The sequence below is a fragment of the Paenibacillus sp. FSL E2-8871 genome (assembly GCF_038000345.1).
In the GTDB taxonomy this organism is placed as follows: Bacteria; Bacillota; Bacilli; order Paenibacillales; family Paenibacillaceae; genus Paenibacillus_AQ.
On the sequence record NZ_JBBOBV010000001.1, the window covers coordinates 144,794 to 163,921 of the forward strand.

Genomic DNA, 19,128 nt, shown 5'->3' on the forward strand with positions numbered 1-19,128 from the left:
CAAAAACACGCGTACTTGTCTAACACAGGTACGCGTGTTTTTGATATTCCACTATGGTAGGTATTATTTTTACATATCTAAGTTTTTGAATGCGTAAGGCAATAAATCCCTTAAACTCAGCTCTAAGATTTCTTTTTTCTCATTGGTTAAATAGACAGGCATGTCGGGCAAACAGAATTCCGATAATACTTGTCTGCAGATACTGCATGGCGGCAGAAAATCCATTGTGTCACCTGCTACAGCTATAGCCTGAAAATCACCTTTAGTATAGCCCTTTGTAATAGCTGTGAAGATTGCTGTTCTCTCTGCACAGTTAGTAGCACCAAAAGATACATTTTCTACATTTACTCCATTAATAACATTTCCATCTTTAAGTAATAAGGCTGCTCCAACTGGAAATTTAGAATAAGGGGCATAAGCAGCTTTCTTTGTGTTACGTGCGCTTTCCATTAATTCTTCTTTATTCATAATACTCACCCTTTTTAAATAAGAATGAACCTTTCGGTCCCCTTATCGCCAACTTTAAGGTTGGCAGGACTTCTAATATTATAGTCAGACCAAATGGTTGTCAACATTAAAATCTAGAAGTTCCGCCTCCATGATGTACTACTCGATAAGTACCAATAGGGAATCATAGCTTTAAAATATAACTAGATATAGTAAATATAAGTTATACATATTAAGCCTGCCATGGTAGCCTTAACTTAAAAGAGACGTGTAGAGGAGTTTTTTATTTTGGGAGCGGCAGAGAGTACATTTAAACAAAAAATATTGAGCAAGAAACCTGGTATTTTAACATATGGGATGACACCACCAAAGGCAAGCCATTCACCAGAAAAGATATCAGAAATTGCACAGAAACAGGTTGAAAGACTTAAAAACGTAGATTTAGATGCTTTAATTCTTTACGACGTCCAGGAGGAAGCAGAAAGAGTTGATCATGAAAGACCTTACCCATATTTACCAACGATTGATCCGGCTATCTATGGTGATAAATATCTAAGACAAGTGGAGGTCCCGAAAATAATTTATCGGTGCGTCGGTAATGATACAAGAGATTCGTTCGCGGATTGGATTAAGACTGACGAAAGTGAAGACAGATTTTCCGTGTATGTGGGCGCTTCATCAAGTAAGCAAGAGGTGAAATTGAATTTACCAGATGCTTATAAGCTAAGCAAACAGTTAAATAGTAATTTGAATTTTGGAGGAGTTGTCATTCCTGAAAGACATATAAAAAAGAATGATGAGCATATACGGGTTGTCGAAAAGATTAACAATGGATGCAACTTTTTTATCACTCAGGCAACTTATAATGTAGAGGCATCAAAGAATTTATTGTCTGATTTATATTATTACTATACAAATAAGGGTTTTGAAATGGTTCCTATTTTATTTAATCTTGCACCATGTGGCACAGCGAAAACATTACAATTTATGAAATGGTTGGGGATCAGTATCCCGGGATGGTTAGAAAACGAGTTGAAATACTCGAACGACATTTTGGATAAATCAATTCAGCTATCTCAAAAAATATTTGAAGAACTATTTGAGTTCGGGCTGGAGAAGGGAATTCCAATTGGATGCAGCATTGAAAGTGTTTCAACAACTAAGTTGGAAATTGAAGCATCCATACAGCTTGCTAAAGATGTAAAGGCATTTCTAGATAAAAAGCTGTTGAGTCTAGAGAGTAGATGATTAATTGTTTTAAGGAGATTAGAAATATTAACGTTATCGCATTGAATTTTCTAACAGTGAATTCTCGTTTAAAATGAAAAACCACAAAAACTAACTATTCATTGAGCCGGTAATCCTTTCTGTTAAGGGTTACCGGTTTTTTTATAAGTTAATAGGGACATAATCATCATCTCAATAGCTTGTCTAGTATCTTTCTTGCATTATTGTAGCTAAATCCTTCATCGAGGATGGTTATGTCATTGGATAATATGGATCTTCGGGCGTTACCGCATGCTGTCGGTGGTGAGAGATTCTGTACAAGCTACTAGATTTCGGCTACGATTCTTATATAACAGATTGACTGAATGGATGGTAGAAATATGTATTGTAAACTGTCAGAAGCATCACCAATCACCATCGGACTGCTAGCACATGTTGATGCCGGCAAAACCACCTTCGCAGAGCAGCTCCTATACCATGCTTCCGGAATTAAGACTCGGGGGAGAGTCGATCATCAGGATGCCTTTTTGGATAGTCATGAGATGGAGCGGGCACGGGGGATAACGATTTTTGCTGACCAGGCGGTGATGAAATATAACGAACAATCGTATCAGCTCATTGACACACCGGGGCATGTCGATTTTTCAGCTGAGATGGAGCGCGCTTTACAGGTCATGGATTATGCGGTAGTCATCTTAAGTGCTGTGGAGGGCATTGAAGGGCATACCGAGACGGTCTGGCAATTGCTACAGGAATATGGCATACCCACTTTTATATTTATTAACAAAATAGATCGTACCGGTGCTGACGTCCAGCGTGTGCTAAAAGCGTTAAGGCAGCAATTTTCGCCGGATATGTTGTATTTGGCAAATGGTCTAGATCAGAGCATGCTGCCTGAAGAGGTCATTACCGCCGTTGCTGAGCGAGATGAAGCCTTGATGGAGGCATATCTCGAAGACAACATTTATCCTGGGCAGGTATTGGCTACGCTGAAACAAATGGTTAAAGAACGGGTGGTTTTTCCCGTTATGAGTGGAGCAGCTCTATTGGATCAGGGGATTGCGGAATGGATGCAGACGATGCAACTACTAATGGAATCGACTTATGAAGTAAACGCAGTGTTCAGGGCACGAGTATATAAGGTGCGTCATGAGCTGCAAGGCACGCGACTGACTTTTATGAAGATATTAGCTGGAAAGTTACGGGTACGGGAGGATCTCTGCTATAGCACTTCAGAACATGAGGAGTTAAGCCAGAAAATCACTTCTATTCGTATCTATCATGGGGGGAAATATACTTCATGCGATGAGGCCTCCGCGGGACAGCTTGTTGCCGTTACGGGCCTAACCGATGCAACCATTGGACTGGGTATAGGTAATCATTCAGATCAAGTAGAATCCCGTCTTGTGTCAGCGTTGAAATCCAAAGTTGTATTCAATTTGGGGATATCATCCAGAGAAGTGCTACGCTATTTCATGATCCTGCAAGCCGAAGACCCTACGCTGCAAGTGACATGGGAGGACAAGCTGGAGGAGATTCATGTTCATGTGATGGGAATGATCCAGCTAGAGGTACTTCAGCAGGTGGTGTTAGACCGTTTCCAGCTCAAGGTATCGTTCTCCAATCCAGAGATATTATACAAAGAGACGATCGCAGACATTGTGATTGGTTGTGGGCATTTCGAACCTCTTAAGCATTATGCAGAGGTACATCTCCGGCTTGCGCCTGCGAAACGTGGTGAGGGAATTACATATCGCAGTACATGCCATGTTGAGCAGCTCAGCACAGGGTATCAGCATCTCGTCGGTCAGCATTTACTTGAAAAGGACCATCGTGGAGTTCTTACCGGCTCTCCCGTCACCGATCTGTATATAACGCTCTTAACCGGGGCAGCGCATCAGAAGCACACTCATGGCGGTGACTTTCGGGAGGCGACACTGCGGGCACTGCGGCAGGGATTGGAGCAAGCGAACAAGATTCTACTGGAACCCTATTATCAATTCAAAATCAAAGTCGATGCAGAGCTTATCGGACGCGTAATGTCTGATATACAGCTGGCCCATGGTGAATTTGACCCGCCAGAAATGCTAGGTGAATCGATGTTTATTCAGGGACGTGCGCCTGTCGCGACGTTCATGCATTATGCAGTAGAGCTTGCTTCATTCACGAAGGGAAAGGGAGCAATCTCGATGAAGTTAGGCGGTTATCAGCCATGTCATAACCCAGAACAGGTCATCGCAAGGATTGGATACGACCGCAGCGCTGATCCTGAGTACACCTCCAGCTCTATGTTCTGTGCAAAGGGAGCGGGATATAGCGTTCCTTGGGATGAAGCGCCTTCGTATATGCATTTGGAGATTCAGGAATAGGAGTGAGAAAGCAGTCTAGGAATTATCCTTCACCCTAATATTTCTTTGTCCCCATTCAACAACGGATTCAATTAAAGGCACTAATTCTTTTCCAGATGAAGTCAGAGAATACTCAACTCTTGGTGGCACTTCGTTATACTGCTCCCGATGAATGATTCCATATTCTATAAGATCCCTCAGTGAGTTGGTTAAGGTAGTCCCTGTTATTCCATGCAGTCTTCTTTTTAACTCGTTATAGCGTATGTTGTCGTTCTCACTAAGAATGGCTAGGATCGGGAGGTTCCACTTTCCGCTGATTACATGGAATGCGAAGGTTGCAGGACATAATTGATCAAGTCTAAATTCGTATTTCATACATAACTCCTGTCCAATAGTATTATTAAAGATACTTAGTATTAAAAATAAACGTACTTGTTTGAATTTGTATTGGTATTATAATACTCCCATACAAAGAACTTCTACAAGAGGGCACTTTCTTTGATTCTCCAGCGAAAGGTGATTTATATATGAATAATTCAAATATGATGTGTGACCTTAAAACTGGTGTCTGTGGGCCAGGGGATGAAGAACAAATGGAAATAATCGACTTTAATCTACAGTCCCCCAAAATTACACTTTACTATGCAACAGATCCGATCTGTTCCCACTGTTGGGCGCTTGAGCCGGTACTCAATCGTTTTATTCTGCAGTATGGTCAATATTTTAACGTGAAGACGATTATGGGTGGTTTGCTTTCTAGCTGGCATGGTTTTGCAGATGTCTCCAATGGCATTCAACAGCCTTCAGATGTTGCGGAGCATTGGAGAGAAGTCGGTTTACATTCACGTATGCCTATCGATGGTTCTTTGTGGAAAAACAATCCGATTCTTTCTTCGTACCCGCCATCTAGAGTATACAAGGTTATACAAAATATAAATCCGGGTAAAGAAAATGAGTTTTTGCGTCAGGCAAGAGAAGCTGTATTCGCCTTCAATCAGAATATTGGAGAGGAGAAAACATTAGTTGATATAGTCAACAACATTGGGCTAAATGGCGAAGAAATAGTGGCGGATGCTGCTCTTGGATCGGCACAAGATTTGTTAGAGCAGGATTTTGAGTTAGCAGGCAGACTTGGTGTACGTGGATTTCCAACCATTATCATGGTGAATGAAGAAAATAAAGGTGTAAAAATTGTGGGGGCACGATCATTAGAAGCCTATGTCGACGGACTTCAACAAGTTTATAATGGAGATGTAAACGCTGAAAATGTTCCATCTCTCTCTGAACTTATCAAGGAAGGAAACATTTTGTTCTCCAAGGAAATTGAAGTGTTGTATGATATTGAATCTAGTGATATGGAGTCATATATAGCCACGGAAATGATAGAGGGGTCATACAGTATTAAGCATGTTTTAGGTGAATCATACGTCGTATCTTGATTATAATGAAAGAAGCCAGTAACCCAAAGAACTTTGGAATTACTGGCTTCTTTGGCACAGTTGCTTTCTCTACAGTTTTGGCACGTATCGTTGAATTTGCTTGCTGTATCATCCACTCGATCAAATCAAATATAAAGTTTAGGTTACCTTTACATGATATGGTTCAGCGTAATTTGATTAAGGATTTTTTGAGGTATACACTACCCGTCCAAGGAAATTATATTGTTTGGGGATGCGCATTAACTGTTACATCTGCAATTATTGGACATGTCAATGCAGATATGGTCGCTGCAAATTCAGTTGCCTCGGTCGTTAAGAATCTGGTTATTGTATTATGTGGAGGTATTGCAAGTGGTGGCTCCGTACTTGTTGGTAAATATCTAGGCAATGGCGAAATTGAAATGGCTAAAAGAGCTGGGAAAATATTAAATGTATATGCTATCTTGTGTGGCATCTCTCCCCTCTAACGCTATTTATTATCATCAATTTAGACGAGGTTATTAAAGCCCCGATTGCCTTAATGCGTTATTTTAAATTTAAATGGCTTAACGATATTACGAGGAATTATGTTCAAAACTAATACATGTAGTGACGGAAAGGAGATTTTTATGAAAATTGAACATATTGCTATGTATGTACAAGATTTAGAAAGCTGCAGACAATTTTATAGTCAATTCTTTAGTGCTAAGTCAAATCGACAATACCATAATCCCAAAACGGGATTAAGAACCTATTTTCTCACGTTTGAGGGCGGCACAAGATTGGAGATTATGAGCAGACCGGATATGGTAGAAGGAGTTCATGATCTCTTGCGGACGGGCTTAACTCATTTAGCTTTCAGCTTAGGCAGTAAGGAACAAGTCGATCTGCTAACCGAGCAATTGGCAGAAGCGGGATTTAGAACGTTAAGTGGACCACGGACCACAGGTGACGGATATTATGAAAGCAGTATTTTAGGGCCAGAAAACATTCAAATTGAACTTACTGTCTAAAAACTAAAAGAGGTGAACAATTTGACAGAAGAAGAGCGAATATTCAAAGGGATATTATACAATCCAGGTAACACAGACCTAAAGCGTAAAAAGCTTCTTGCCCACAATTTGAGTAGTCAATATAGTCGAACATTTGAGGATCAGACAGAGGAGCGGGAAGCGATATTGTCACAATTACTTGATAGCATAGGGGAGCATTGTTTTATCCAAGGTCCCATTTTTTTTCATTATGGTGTTCATACAAAAATCGGTAATTGTTTTTTTGGAAACTATAACCTTACAGTACAAGATGATGCACAGGTTACGATAGGTGATCATGTGAGTTTTGGACCTAATGTAACTATTGTTACGCCTATTCACCCATTCGTTGCCTCCGAGCGTAGACAAATGCTTGATCAAAATGGTGATGCTACGTCTTTATGTTATGCTAAGCCTGTTAGCATTGGTAACGATGTTTGGCTCTCAGCAAATGTAACTGTATGTGGAGGTGTTACGATTGGTGATCGATGCGTAATAGGTGCAGGTAGTGTCGTGACTCAGGACATCCCAGAAAATTCTTTTGCTGCAGGTGTGCCGTGTAAAGTAATCCGTAAAATAACCAATCAGGATAGCATGCGCCATAAACCGGAAATACTTTCAGATTGCGATATAATCGAGTAGAAATGTAGCATCCCATTCAGTGACGGTACCAACATGACAAATGGTTCTTCCAACAACGTTATAGGCAACTGTTTTTTAAAGGTCAATATCCGTTTCCAGAGAGAATATCCCTTATTCTTTGGATGATTATTTTTTCAAACCAGCTGCAAAGTAGGGGCCATTAACTGTAATGGTTGTTAGGATACGGGCCATTTCTAGAGGAGATTCTTTCGTGCCACTTTCCAACCATTGTTGAATGCCCCCTATGATTGAAGTTACCATATAAGCAGTTAAATATTGCCCTGGAACAAGAAGATTTTCCTCCTTGATAAATGCGTTTGGATTATTTCCTGAAAGGCATTGAGAATGATTGGATGGATACGCCTCGGGTACGCTATGAGGTCAGCGAGAAATTTTATAAGGGACACATTCGCATTGCAAATGAATGGCCGATCGCCCAAACCCAATATTCCGAATATTATCTGAATGGAGAAGAAATGTCTTTGCAGCACACTCCCGTTCAGAACGAATCCAAACTTACCTATAATGCTGAGCCCGGTCAGACAGAAAACAGTGATTTACGGTTTAAATTTACCGCTGACGAGGACATGGAGCTCACCGGAAATATGAAGCTTAAGCTCTGGGTCTCCACCGATGACGCAGATGATATGGATCTTTTTGTCGGCATTAAGAAGTTCGACAGACGCGGCAATGAAGTGTACCTGCCTGACTTTAACCATCTTGAAAACGGTCAGGTGGCTAGCGGATGTTTGAGGGTTTCCCATAGAGAGCTGGATCCTGTAAAATCTACTCCTTATCAGCCTGTACTTAAGCACAAGAACTTGTTGAAGCTTAATAAAGGCGAGATTGTACCGGTAGAAATTGAAATATTGCCTTCAAGCGTATTCCTCAAGAGCGGGGAAAGTCTAGTGCTGGTCATAAAAGGCAGCGACATAATTGTCGATGACAACCCGACAGGTTCAAGAGGTTATGGGCATAGCGACACAGTGAACAAAGGAACTCATAAGGTTTATGCCGGAGGAAAGTATGATTCTTTCCTTTTGGTACCGTTGATTCCCTTGAGAGATTAGTGAAAGTTCCAAAACATAAATATAGACTATTTTTTGATTAGAACCAAAATTATCTACCAGAAAACATTTTGGTTCTAATTAAATTAGGGTATTTAGAAGAGATAGCTTACTATGGTTATTTTTTAAAAAATTTTAATCCTATAGGTCTTCGCTGGGACCAGCAATCGAAATGTCAGAGTACCATGCCATAGGAGCTTGGTTTCCAGCAGCATTTGGATTTTTATTAGGTGGGTTATTTTTATGGGGAATTGATAAAATCATACCTCATCTTCATCCAAATACGCCTCATAGAGAATCGGAAGGGCTTCATCCTAAAGAAAGAAAAAGAAGTACATTGTTGGTCTTTGCCATCACCCTTCATAATATCCCAGAGGGATTAGCGGTCGGGATTGCATTCGGTGCACTTGCCGTCTCATTTATTGAACCATCATTACCTTATGCATTGAGCTTTGCAGCTGGAGCAATGATATTTGTAGTAACTTAAGAAGTGATTCCAAGCTCACAAGAAGAAGGAAATAAGGATCTGGCTTCTATGAGTTTAATGGTTGGTTTTGTATTGATGATGATTCTTGATGTGGCTTTGGGTTAACTTGAATTTTCACTTGATTAATAACTTAGATAAGTAATTGAAAGGAGTGATGTAGGATGTTGATTACTACTCTAGCGAAAGAAGAAACGCAGCACTTCATCTTTGGAGAAATCAAGATCTGAATTTTTTAATCTCGCGATTTTAATTTACGGAATTTCGAGATGAAATAATAGGAATTATAGATGAATTGTATTCTTAGGCGCCAAATAATGAGATTCGGAGGTGTTTTGCTTTATACGATTAGATAGTCGTGGTTGGGTTCCAGTGATAAATTCTGAACAAAATCAAATCACTTTACATCTGAAGATGAAACGGATTTCGATGGCGCTTCATCAGTCTCGGTTCTACCAGTATTATTAGATTTTTCAGAACTATAGGACGAAAGAGATATTGTTAAGAAGATTATTATTACAGCATTAACACATAAGAATAACTCAGTGCGAATAGAAGTTGCGGAAAGAGTTCAATACTCCGGGCGTAAATTAAGGAAATCCATATGGGAGCTGAGCGTAAGAACATAAAAAATATTGTCTTCTGGTTTACAGAAAACGATAGAACACACATAATAGTTTACCAATGAGTGAAGAGGAGAACCAGATCTAACGTACACTTGACTCGGAAAGTGAAAACATAAAAGAAAGCGTTGACATTTTTATTGGAGCATTCTTATAATAGATTTGAAATCGATTACATTGATGCCTTATTCGCTTCAACTGTTTTTTTCGGGTTTGAGAGAGGGAAGGAATGGGAGGAGCTTTTCTTTTTTTATCTCAAAAATGAAATCGATTTCAAGAAAGTGAGAGTCCAAAGGAGTCATATTACATTGGATGACTTACGCGCTCAAACTGTTTTATACGATTTTAAAAGAGGGGGAATGAAAAAAAATTGTTTTCTTTTTTTCTCGAGTATGAAATCGATTTCAATATGAAAGTCGAAAGGAGTCATATATGCAGTCTATAAGCACATCGGTAAAGCGAAAGCGGGGGCATAACAAATATTTTGCGGCGACCATGGTACTGTGTTTGCTGTTCCCGGGCATATTCGGGGGAATGGCACGAGATATCGCTTACGCGCAGGAGACGCCAACGCAGACACAGACAGACAGCAAGTGGTATCAGAACTTTGAGCATGCCGGGGAGGGGAGTACCTATGGAATTTCTGCCGTTGGCACCTCATCAATAGCGTCGGTTACAGATCGGACACCGGGCGGCGGAAGTCGGGGAAGTGTCCGCCTGATCCAGACGAACGATAATAATCCCGGCGGTGGAGCCTGGAACACTGATGTATACGGATTCACGGTATCGCCGCAGAAGGATACAGTTACCGAAGAGACCTATTATGATGCTTCTGCCTATAACTATTTGAATTTTTACATTCTGGACGCCGATGTTCATAACCCGAATGTTGTCATCCGGGATGCAGACGGGAGAGTATGGAATGCCAATACGGACCAGGCGCTGTCCGTGAAGGATGAATGGACGAGGCTTTCGATTCCGCTCGATAAGACAAAACTCGATTTTTCGCGGATTGTCTCCATTTCGCTGGGCGAGTATTGGGGCTGGGGCAACATCTATTATTTTGACGAGCTGTACTTTGCCAAATCTGCTGCCGCTCCGCCGCCCGCTTATCCGGATGATGGCGTGGAGCCATCGGCGCCTGTCATGTACCAGAGCTTCGAACAACCTGGCAGTGATGGTAGCTATGGCTTGGCAGGTCAGGGAAGAGCGACTGTCGCCCAGCGTGTCACTGCGGCTGCTGCTTATTCCTCAAGCTCCGGCAGTCTTAAAATGGTGCAGAATACCTATACGGACGGGGAAGGGAAGGAACGGAACGAAGCCTGGAACACCGGCGTTTATGGAGCCGGAATTAAACCTGAGGGCGGCTTGACCGTATCTGGTGTGACGTATATGGATGCTTCCCCCTTCAGTTATCTGATGTTCTACGTCAAGGATACGACAGCGGCCGCCGGATCCAGTATTCATGTTGTATTCAAGGATGCCGAAGGCGGGGTCTGGGATACGGAAACAAACGCAGCGGTCAAGACGGAGTCGAAGCAATGGGTGAAAATGACCGTAAAGTTGGACAAATCAAAAATTGATTTGTCCAGACTGCAGCAGATTGAGCTCGGAACGTACTGGGGTTACGGTAATGTGTACTACTACGATGATCTTTATCTGGCCCAGAACGAAACAGATCCTTCGCCTGCCTTTAAGTCAGAGCGCACAGCTTTGTTCAATGATTTCGAGAGCAAAACCGGCTACTCCGCTGGCAGCGCTACCACTGCCGAAGCCTCAGGTGAAATAGCCAACGCAGCGGGCATGGCCGGTGTCATGGTCACAACGAGCAAAAATGACTGGCCTTATTCCGCCGGGAGTTATTTGAGCGTACAGCCCAAAAAAGGCGGTGCGTTCGATGCGTCGGCTTATTCATACCTTGCTTTCTATCTGAAGGACACCCAGGGCAGCAATGGAGTGGAATTCCGCATCAAGGATGCCAACGGGGGCGTCTGGGACACGTGGGGAACCTCCAAATCGACCAAGAATAAGTGGGTCAAAATGCAGCTTTCGCTGAAAGGAGCCTCGAAGATTGATCTGACAAAAATTGTATCGGTCGACGTCGGATTTTACAATGCCGGAGTGTATTATCTCGATGATATGTATTTTGCCATGGCCGAAGACGATGTACTGGCCGGCTTCATCAGCGGAACCCAGAATATCGGAGCGGTCTGGTATCAGAATTTTGAGACGAGAGGGCAGGACGGAAGGTACGGGATTACGGCCGGTACCGGGGTGAACACTGCGCTCAGCATGGAGAAGTCAGCGAACGCATACAATTCTGCGAGCATTCGGGCTGTGTTGTCCCAGGATTCGTCCAACCCTGGTGTGAATGGCATAGTCGTCAGGCCTCAGGCACTCGAGGAGTCCCCGGACAAGAACCTGCCATACGACTATCAGCCTGAGTTTGATGCAACAAATTTCAGCCATCTGATCTTTTATGTGTGGGATGAGCAGGGCGGTCAGACGCTGTCAGTACAGTTGAAGGATGCTGGCGGCAAAATGGTAGACTGGCAGACCGGAGGGACGACAGCAGGCGGATGGAATCGGATCGTTATGCCTTTGGACAAGAGCGTGAATTTCCAATTTGCACGCCTTAGCGCTGTGACGGTGACGCCGGTGAAAGCGGGGACCTATTATCTGGATGAATTTTATTTCGGTAAAAACGAAAGCACAGGCTTTCCGAATGCTGGCTTTACACAATTGGTACTGAAGGATGTGGACGGCGAAGCGATGCCTTATTTGGGCAGTCTGCCGCTGGGTTCTTTCGAGAAGCAGCTGGACAGAACGTACCTCTCTTTAAACGGGGACTGGAAAAAAGAAAGAACCACCCTGGATTCCCAGCTGTCAGCAGCACCCCGGGACAGCGCCAGAACTGCCGGCCTTGAGGAAGAGGCGGGCGGCAGACAGCAGACTGGTTACAACGACTCCGGCTGGGCCGGCAAGACGCTGCCTCTCCCGGAGGATGAGAGCGCGATTTACGAATCTCCGAGCGGACCGGAGAACAAGAGTGACAAGTCGGGTTATCAGGGCGGGGTATGGTACCGCAAGCATTTTGAGGTGAATAGCTCTCTTGAGGGGCAGCCTGCACAGCTTACTTTCCTCGGCGTCAACTATTTTGCAGATGTGTGGATCAATGGACAATATGCGGGCGGACATCAGGGCGGCTATACGCCGTTCGCACTGGACGCTTCCGGTCTATTGAACTATGGCGGCGACAATGTGATCGCGGTGCGGGTCGACAATCCGAAATGGGACACGTTCAATAACGGTGAAATACTGCCGTACGCGACGTCCGACTGGTTCAACTACACAGGAATCCTGCGGGACGCCTACGTTGAATTTATGCCGGACACCTATGTGGTGCGCAGTGATGTGCGTACGCTGAATACGGATGGACATCTGTCGGTCCGCACCTTTCTGAATCATACGGGCAAAACGGCGGAGCAGGTTCAGCTGTCCTATACAGTCTACGAAGCGGAGATCGGAGAGGGTAACAAGCTCAGTGAATATGCGCAGGACCTGACGGGTATGGAAGCCGCTGTGCTACAAGGAAGCACATTTACTGTTCCGGCCAGCGGGCAGGCGGTACAAACGGTCGAGGTGAAAGTACCTGCACCGAAGCTGTGGAGTCCATCTGAACCGAATCTGTATATTTTAAAGGTAGAGCAGAAGAGCGGTGGAACAGTAACGGACACCTTTTATACCCAGTTCGGTATCCGTACACTGGAAGCGGAGGGTGTACAGCTTAAGCTGAACGGAGAGTTGGCTCCGTTTCTCACCGGGGTCGGTTATACGGAGGACAGCAGCGACAAAGGACCGTCGCTGGATGATGCAACCCGGTACAGCGACCTGCTGAAGATTAAGGAGGAGCTGAAGGCGAATTTCGTCCGGACTGGGCATTTCCCGCACAGCTTGCCGACCTATCAGTATGCCGACCGGATCGGTCTTGCCGTTTGGCAGGAAATTCCAGTCTATTGGTTCAGCGGAGAAGCCTTCGACCTACAGCGTCAGCGGGGCCAGGCCAAGCAAATGATGGAGGAAATGATCTTGAGTAATTACAACCGGCCTTCCGTCTGGTTTGACGGGGTCAGCAATGAGTCAGGCGGGCAGCTGGAGCGTGTCAACTTTATCCAAGAACTGCGCGACACTGCACATGCCATCGACGGAACAAGACTAGTCGGACAGTCCGCCGTGGCGAATCCGTACAAAGGCGTGAGCGATCATTCACATTCCCCTGCGGATATCATCGGAATGACTATGTATTTCGGCGCCTTCTACGGTGCGAATTCAGACTTGGAGACACAGGAGGAAATCGAGGCCATACATGCGCTGCATCCGGGCAAGCCGATCATCGCCACAGAGTACGGCTACTGGTCGGGTGACGAAACCCCATCGGACACAAAGCAGACGACGCTGTTCACCGGCACCTTCAATGCCTTTACCCGCACAGCTACCCGGGCAGAGGACGGGACACCGAACCCGGACGGACTACTGAGCGGTGCGGCCTGGTGGACTGCATATAACTGGTATACCAATATTACGGGCCTGCAGACGATGGGCCTGTATCATATGGACCGGACAACGCCGAAGCAAGTAAAGGATATTCTGGCGGAGCGGTATAACCGGTATAACCGGATTTCGGCCGGAACGCAGCCGAAGCCGGCCGGGATTTCGACTTGGTTCCAAAGCTTTGAGTCGGGCCGGGGTTATTTATCTTCATCTGCTCAGCTGCAGCTGGAATCAGCAGCAGACAGCGCGGCAGGTAACGGTACGAAGAGTCTCAAGATCACAGCCGGTTCCGGAGCGGACGGGACTTATGCCGCATTTGTTCCGCAGGGCGGCGCGATCAACAGCGATCTGACAGGCTACAATTACCTGAACTTCTACGCTAAGGACAGCATGGGGGACAGAACTCTTTCCATTACGCTCGTGGATGCCGAGGGACGTTCCTGGACAACGGAGACGGAAGGGAAGACGGTGAAAGATACATGGACGCGACTGAGTGTTCCGCTTCTGAAGGCGCAGGGCGTTCCACTGTCCGGCCGGCAGCTGAATACGCTGGCGATTACCCAGATCAGGATCGGCATGAACGCTTCTGAGCAGCTATGGGTCGACAACTTCTTCGCTGCAACCTACAAGACCGGCGCGGAGCCCGCTTCGTATCCTGTAGGTGCTAGCGGCTGGTTCCAGTCTTTTGAGGAGACAGACGTGCAGGTTGGCCAGGGTGTGAATGCCGTCGCGGCAGTGGACCGGACATTTGGGGTCAATCCTGGAGGAACGGGAAGTGTGAAGCTGGAAGTCACTGGAGACGGCGGCTCACCGGGAGCGGATAAGCAATCTGTCATCATTAAGCCCCAGGGCGGCGCAGCTTCCATAGATGCTTCCAGCTTCAATTATCTGGCCTTCTATGTTAAGGATATGCAGGGATCGAACACCGTCCACGTTACCTTTGTGGATACAGACGGCACGGTCTCCGTGAATAACTGGACCGATGTCGGTTCAGTCAAGGGGCAGTGGACGAAAGTGTTTATTCCACTGATGAAGACCTCTGCGGATATCAGCCGTCTGAAGGAAATCCGGTTGTCGGAGTGGAATCCCGGCACTTATTATTTTGACGATCTGTACTTCGCTGAATATCCGTCTGATGAAATTCCCGCCACGTATACGGAAAAAATTCCGGAGAAGAACCGTCCGGAAGGTCAAATCAAGGTGGCAACGGTTGGCGATAGCATCACAGCAGGAGCCGGGCTGAAATATGCCGGGGTAACGAGTTATCCGGCACAGCTCCAGTCGCTGCTCGGGAGCAACTTTGCCGTCAAGAACTTCGGTGTCAGCGGCCGTACGCTGCTAAAGGACGGCGACGATCCATACTGGAATGAAGCAGCATTTGCCGCCAGCCAGACTTATGCTCCAGACGTCGTGGTTATCCAGCTTGGTACTAATGACACGAAATCCTGGAACTGGAAGGAGGGGCAGAACCAGTTTCTGAGCAATTATAAAGAGCTGATTCAATTGTACCAGGCACTGCCAAGTCATCCGAAGGTCTTTGTCAATCTGCCACCGGCAGTGTTCAACGATGATCCGAACCAGGCTTATGGCATTGTCAACTCCGTCCTGCAAAATGGGGTCATTCCTCTGATCCGGCAGGCGGCTGAAGCGACAGGCGCAACCCTGATTGACGTGAACGCGGCCACAGCCGGAAGCCGCAGCGACTTCCCGGATAAGATTCATCCGAATCCAAAAGGAGCCTGGACTTTAGCCGATACTGTGGCCAAAGCCATCCGGGGCACACTTTACAGCATCGGGGATACGGAGATCACCACCTGGAAAGACGGCAAGGCCGGCGCGTATTCGATTATGTACGATGATGGTATCTACAAATCCGCTTTACGGTTTGCCGGATTGCATGAAAAATACAGCCTGAAGGGAACGCTGGCCCTCATCAGCGGCTGGATCGACGATGGTTATAATGACACTGGCGCTTCCACGGGCACGTGGGATCAGTGGAAAGCACTGCTCGATAAAGGGATTTTCGATGTAGCGAGCCATACGGTTACTCACCGGAATCTGACCACGCTCAGCGGGTCAAATGTGTCCTCCGAGTTCAAGGATTCTGTCGCCCGGATCAAGGAGAAGACCGGTTATAAGCCGGAATCGCTGGCGCTCCCGTACAATACGGGCAATGCGGCGGTTGCGGCAGAAGCAGCCAAGTATTTCGTTGCCGCGCGCCAGGGAGGCAACAATGCCGGCAACGCCAGCAGTACAGAGCAGTATTACAATCTGAGCAGCACAATGGTTGAAAGCACGACAACGGCCGTCCAACTGGATGAGTGGACCGACTTTGGCATCGCCAAGGGCAACTGGCTGATTCTGACCGGCCATGGCAATGATGGTGAAGGCTGGTCTTCACCTCCGCTCAGCCTGTACGACAATCATTACGGATATGTAGCCCAGCGGATAGATGCTCTTTGGAACGGTACCTTTGCCGAGGTGGGCAAATATTTGCGTGAAAGACAGAACGCCACGGTTAAGGCTACTAAAGCAGCTTCCGGTACAATTGAGGTTAAACTGGAGGGCACACTGGACCCGGCAGTTTACAATGAGCCGCTGACCTTGAGAACGAAGGTTCCGGCAGAATGGAGTGAGGTTACTCTCACACGGGGAGCCACTTCTTATAACCTGAAGCCGGTCCGTGAGGGTGAAGGTGCATTCGTCTATTACGAAGCCTTGCCTGGAACGCAAATGCTGGTTATCAGCAAGAAGGGAACGAATACTCCTATTCCTGTTGCAGAAACCGTCACACCGGCTCCTTACGTCTCCGTGGCCGCTGCAGACGGTGCAAAGTCTGTTCTTGCTCCCGGCACAGCGGAGCTTACGAAGGCGCTCGCCGCCGCTCCGGCGGATACCAATGGAGTGCGGACGCTTACATTTAAGGCCGGATCAGCTGCGGGTAAGACAATATTCGAATTGCAGCTGCCTGCCTCATATCTGGCTTCGATGAAGCAGGTGCGGATCCAATTTATTACCCCTGCAGGTAGCCTGCTACTTCCGGGCGATATGTTTGCGGGCATGGCTAAAGAAGCAAAGCAGATTGCTGTGTCCGTTAAGCTCGCGGATCTGTCCGGTGCGGATGAGGACGTCAAGCAGGCTGCGGGCAGCCGTCCGGCTGTCGAACTGGGCGCTGCCGTGGACGGAAATCCTGTCAGCTGGCAGAACAATCTAGCGACCGTTACGTTCCGCATGCCTTACCAGCTTTCCTCCGCTGAAGCGCTCAACCCGTCTCAGCTGACGTTCTGGCAGATTGGTAAAGATGGAAAGGGACAGCCGGTAGTCAGCGGAAGATATGACAGCGTAGGCGGTGAGATGCTATTCACCACACATCGCTTCAGCCGTTATGCAGTTGTCTCTGTAGCCAAGAGTTTTAGCGATCTGGGCCGCTACGGCTGGGCGCAGGCAGCGGTGGAAGCTCTTGCCTCTAAGGGCGCCCTCCGGGGAGTCTCGCAGCATTCGTATTCGCCTGCGCAAACTATTACCCGCGCGGATGCGGTAGTCATGATCATGCGATTGTTTGATCTGCGGGCGCAAGCCTCCCATTCCTTTACGGATATAACGCAGGCTGATTATTACTATGAAGATGTGAATGCTGCGCGGACGCTGGGCATTGTGCGCGGCTCGGGCAGTGGTGAGTTCCGGCCGGAGCAGCCGGTAACCCGTCAAGAAATGATGATGATGCTGGACAGCGCCATGCTTGCCGCAGGCAAGGAACGCTCCGTGGTCAGCGGGGAGGCATTGCCGGAATTTAGGGATGCTTCGCAGGTATCCGCTTATGCTAGGGAAAGTGTGGCCCGTGCGGTTTCGGCCGGTTTATTCCAGGGCTATAACGGTTACTTGCAGCCCGTTTCGCCGATCACCAGGGCGGAAGCAGCTGTTACACTTTACCGGTTGTACGGAATAATGTACTAGTTGAATTGGCGGGTCGTTTCGGTGAACGTTTATTGCCGAAGAAGGCCCGATCCTTCGAAAGGAAGAACAAAGATCAGGCATAGCTTGTGCGGTGCCTGATTTTTTTTGCCTGAAACCGTAAAGAAATGAGAGCTTGCAATGATTGTTGAGATAACAAGTGGAAAGATAGAAGGGCTGCAGAAAGGCAGATTGTGCGTTTTCAAGGGACGAAAGGATATTGAAATCGATTTCATTGATAGTTATAATGGATTTATCAACCCTCGAAAGTATGTGAACTGATGAAGAATAGCAAAATTATCGATGTTGCCCGGATTGCCAATGTCTCGCCCGCGACGGTATCCCGCGTATTGAACGACAGTCCGCTGGTAACTAAGGAAACGCAAAGTAAGGTATTGAAGGCCATTCAGGAATTGAACTATACACCGAATGCCATGGGCAAGCAACTCCGATCCAGGAAGACCATGACGCTGGGCGTCGTCGTACTCGATATCGGGATATCCTATCATGCCGAGATTATCAAGGGAATTGAACAAAGGGCAAACGCAATGAATTACAAAATTCTCATCTGTAACTCGCAAAATGAGAAGAAGAAGGAACTGGAGTATTTGTCGCTGCTTCAGAACCGGACAGTAGACGGCATTATTCTGGTGGCACCGATGCTGAGCGACGAAGAGATCGCGGCCTTCGCTGGTGAAGGGTACACGATTGGGGTTATCGGACGCCGGCTTGGACATCCTAGTATTCCCTGCTCCACTACGGATAACTGGAAAATCGGTCGTGATGTTGTCACTCATCTGGCGGCGAACGGGCACCGGAGGATTGCTTTTTTGAACGGCTACGAGGAGGCGCTCGACAGCATCGAGCGGCTGCAAGGGTTCAAGGAGGGGCTGGCTGCGGCGGGACTTCCTTTTCTGTCAACTCTAGTTGAGAAAGGAGAATTCTCCGAAGATGGAGGATATGCAGCTTTCTGTCGGTTATGGGAAGAAAGCGACGATTTTACAGCGGTTTTTGCCGCCAATGACGAGATGGCATTAGGTGTGTACAAAGCTTGCTCTGAGTATGGCATTGCGATTCCGGACCGCATGGCGGTGGTGGGTGTCGACAATATCCGGATTACCAATTATGTATCGCCTAAGATTAGCTCAGTTGAACAGCCGCTGTACGAGTTGGGGGCGCTGCTGGCGGACAAGGTTATCGATCAGATCAATGGCAATCTCCAGCAGGGTCAAGGGAATTTTATGGTAGATTCCAGGCTGGTTGTCAAAGGTTCTTCGCAAAAAGGGGCGGATTCGAAATGAATGCCCACCTGCAGGGCTGGAATAACATTATCCTTTGG

The 19,128-nt window shown here is 46.6% G+C and carries 11 protein-coding genes and 2 pseudogenes; 10 read left to right on the forward strand and 3 right to left on the reverse strand.

Features of this window, described 5'->3' with window-relative positions; genetic code table 11:
• Positions 1-69: 69 nt before the first annotated feature.
• Positions 70-468 carry a cytidine deaminase gene (locus NYE25_RS00745; RefSeq protein WP_036689594.1) on the reverse strand — a complete coding sequence of 133 codons (399 nt, stop codon included), beginning with the start codon at positions 466-468 and terminating at the stop codon, positions 70-72.
• A 267-nt stretch (positions 469-735) separates the two neighbouring features.
• Here NYE25_RS00745 and NYE25_RS00750 point away from each other — a divergent pair, with 267 nt between their 5' ends.
• Both NYE25_RS00750 and NYE25_RS00755 read left to right on the forward strand, forming a co-directional pair.
• The gene (locus tag NYE25_RS00750; RefSeq protein ID WP_341144844.1) at positions 736-1,695 is read left to right on the forward strand and encodes a methylenetetrahydrofolate reductase; all 960 of its coding nucleotides are present in this window, start codon (positions 736-738) and stop codon (positions 1,693-1,695) included.
• 359 nt (positions 1,696-2,054) lie between these two features.
• Complete coding sequence (locus NYE25_RS00755; protein WP_341144845.1) at positions 2,055-4,043, forward strand: translation factor GTPase family protein; 1,989 nt, start codon at positions 2,055-2,057, stop codon at positions 4,041-4,043.
• 15 nt (positions 4,044-4,058) lie between these two features.
• Here the strand turns inward: NYE25_RS00755 and NYE25_RS00760 are convergent, their stop codons facing one another.
• Complete coding sequence (locus NYE25_RS00760; protein ID WP_341144846.1) at positions 4,059-4,397, reverse strand: winged helix-turn-helix transcriptional regulator; 339 nt, start codon at positions 4,395-4,397, stop codon at positions 4,059-4,061.
• Between the two features lie 152 nt (positions 4,398-4,549).
• On the opposite strand from NYE25_RS00760, the gene NYE25_RS00765 reads away from it, so the two are divergent.
• The 4 genes from NYE25_RS00765 to NYE25_RS00780 all read left to right on the forward strand — a co-directional run bounded on the left by NYE25_RS00765 (position 4,550) and on the right by NYE25_RS00780 (position 7,113).
• Entirely contained in the window at positions 4,550-5,461 is a 912-nt protein-coding gene (locus NYE25_RS00765; protein WP_341144847.1) for a DsbA family oxidoreductase, read from the forward strand.
• A gap of 5 nt (positions 5,462-5,466) precedes the next feature.
• Positions 5,467-5,928, forward strand: a complete 462-nt coding sequence (locus tag NYE25_RS00770) for an MATE family efflux transporter (protein WP_341144848.1) — start codon at positions 5,467-5,469, stop codon at positions 5,926-5,928.
• A 141-nt stretch (positions 5,929-6,069) separates the two neighbouring features.
• Positions 6,070-6,453, forward strand: coding sequence for a VOC family protein (locus NYE25_RS00775; RefSeq protein ID WP_341144849.1), 384 nt, complete (start codon positions 6,070-6,072; stop codon positions 6,451-6,453).
• Positions 6,454-6,465: 12 nt separating this feature from the next.
• On the forward strand, positions 6,466-7,113 hold the full coding sequence (locus tag NYE25_RS00780; RefSeq protein ID WP_341144850.1) for a sugar O-acetyltransferase: 648 nt from the start codon (positions 6,466-6,468) through the stop codon (positions 7,111-7,113).
• A 126-nt stretch (positions 7,114-7,239) separates the two neighbouring features.
• Here NYE25_RS00780 and NYE25_RS00785 read toward each other — a convergent pair.
• Positions 7,240-7,422, reverse strand: a pseudogene (locus NYE25_RS00785) (TetR-like C-terminal domain-containing protein); the annotation flags it as partial.
• A 44-nt stretch (positions 7,423-7,466) separates the two neighbouring features.
• Between NYE25_RS00785 and NYE25_RS00790 the strand changes: the two are divergent.
• The 4 genes and pseudogenes from NYE25_RS00790 to NYE25_RS00805 all read left to right on the forward strand — a co-directional run bounded on the left by NYE25_RS00790 (position 7,467) and on the right by NYE25_RS00805 (position 19,090).
• A complete protein-coding gene (locus NYE25_RS00790; RefSeq protein ID WP_341144851.1) occupies positions 7,467-8,183 on the forward strand; it encodes a CocE/NonD family hydrolase C-terminal non-catalytic domain-containing protein in 717 nt (238 codons plus the stop codon).
• A 136-nt stretch (positions 8,184-8,319) separates the two neighbouring features.
• Positions 8,320-8,772, forward strand: a pseudogene (locus NYE25_RS00795) (ZIP family metal transporter); the annotation flags it as partial.
• Positions 8,773-9,821: 1,049 nt separating this feature from the next.
• Positions 9,822-17,792 (forward strand): S-layer homology domain-containing protein, encoded by a 7,971-nt coding sequence (locus NYE25_RS00800; RefSeq protein ID WP_341144852.1) that lies wholly within the window; start codon positions 9,822-9,824, stop codon positions 17,790-17,792.
• A 347-nt stretch (positions 17,793-18,139) separates the two neighbouring features.
• Positions 18,140-19,090, forward strand: a complete 951-nt coding sequence (locus tag NYE25_RS00805) for a LacI family DNA-binding transcriptional regulator (RefSeq protein WP_341144853.1) — start codon at positions 18,140-18,142, stop codon at positions 19,088-19,090.
• Positions 19,091-19,128: the final 38 nt, after the last annotated feature.

Excerpts from the sequence above, each read along its gene's own strand:
- NYE25_RS00755 (WP_341144845.1), top strand. The coding sequence starts at position 2,055 with ATGTATTGTAAACTGTCAGAAGCATCACCAATCACCATCGGACTGCTA.
- NYE25_RS00765 (WP_341144847.1), top strand. The coding sequence starts at position 4,550 with ATGAATAATTCAAATATGATGTGTGACCTTAAAACTGGTGTCTGTGGG.
- NYE25_RS00790 (WP_341144851.1), top strand. The coding sequence starts at position 7,467 with ATGGATACGCCTCGGGTACGCTATGAGGTCAGCGAGAAATTTTATAAG.
- NYE25_RS00770 (WP_341144848.1), top strand. The coding sequence starts at position 5,467 with ATGAAAGAAGCCAGTAACCCAAAGAACTTTGGAATTACTGGCTTCTTT.
- NYE25_RS00760 (WP_341144846.1), bottom strand. The coding sequence starts at position 4,397 with ATGAAATACGAATTTAGACTTGATCAATTATGTCCTGCAACCTTCGCA.
- NYE25_RS00775 (WP_341144849.1), top strand. The coding sequence starts at position 6,070 with ATGAAAATTGAACATATTGCTATGTATGTACAAGATTTAGAAAGCTGC.
- NYE25_RS00800 (WP_341144852.1), top strand. The coding sequence starts at position 9,822 with ATGGCACGAGATATCGCTTACGCGCAGGAGACGCCAACGCAGACACAG.
- NYE25_RS00745 (WP_036689594.1), bottom strand. The coding sequence starts at position 468 with ATGAATAAAGAAGAATTAATGGAAAGCGCACGTAACACAAAGAAAGCT.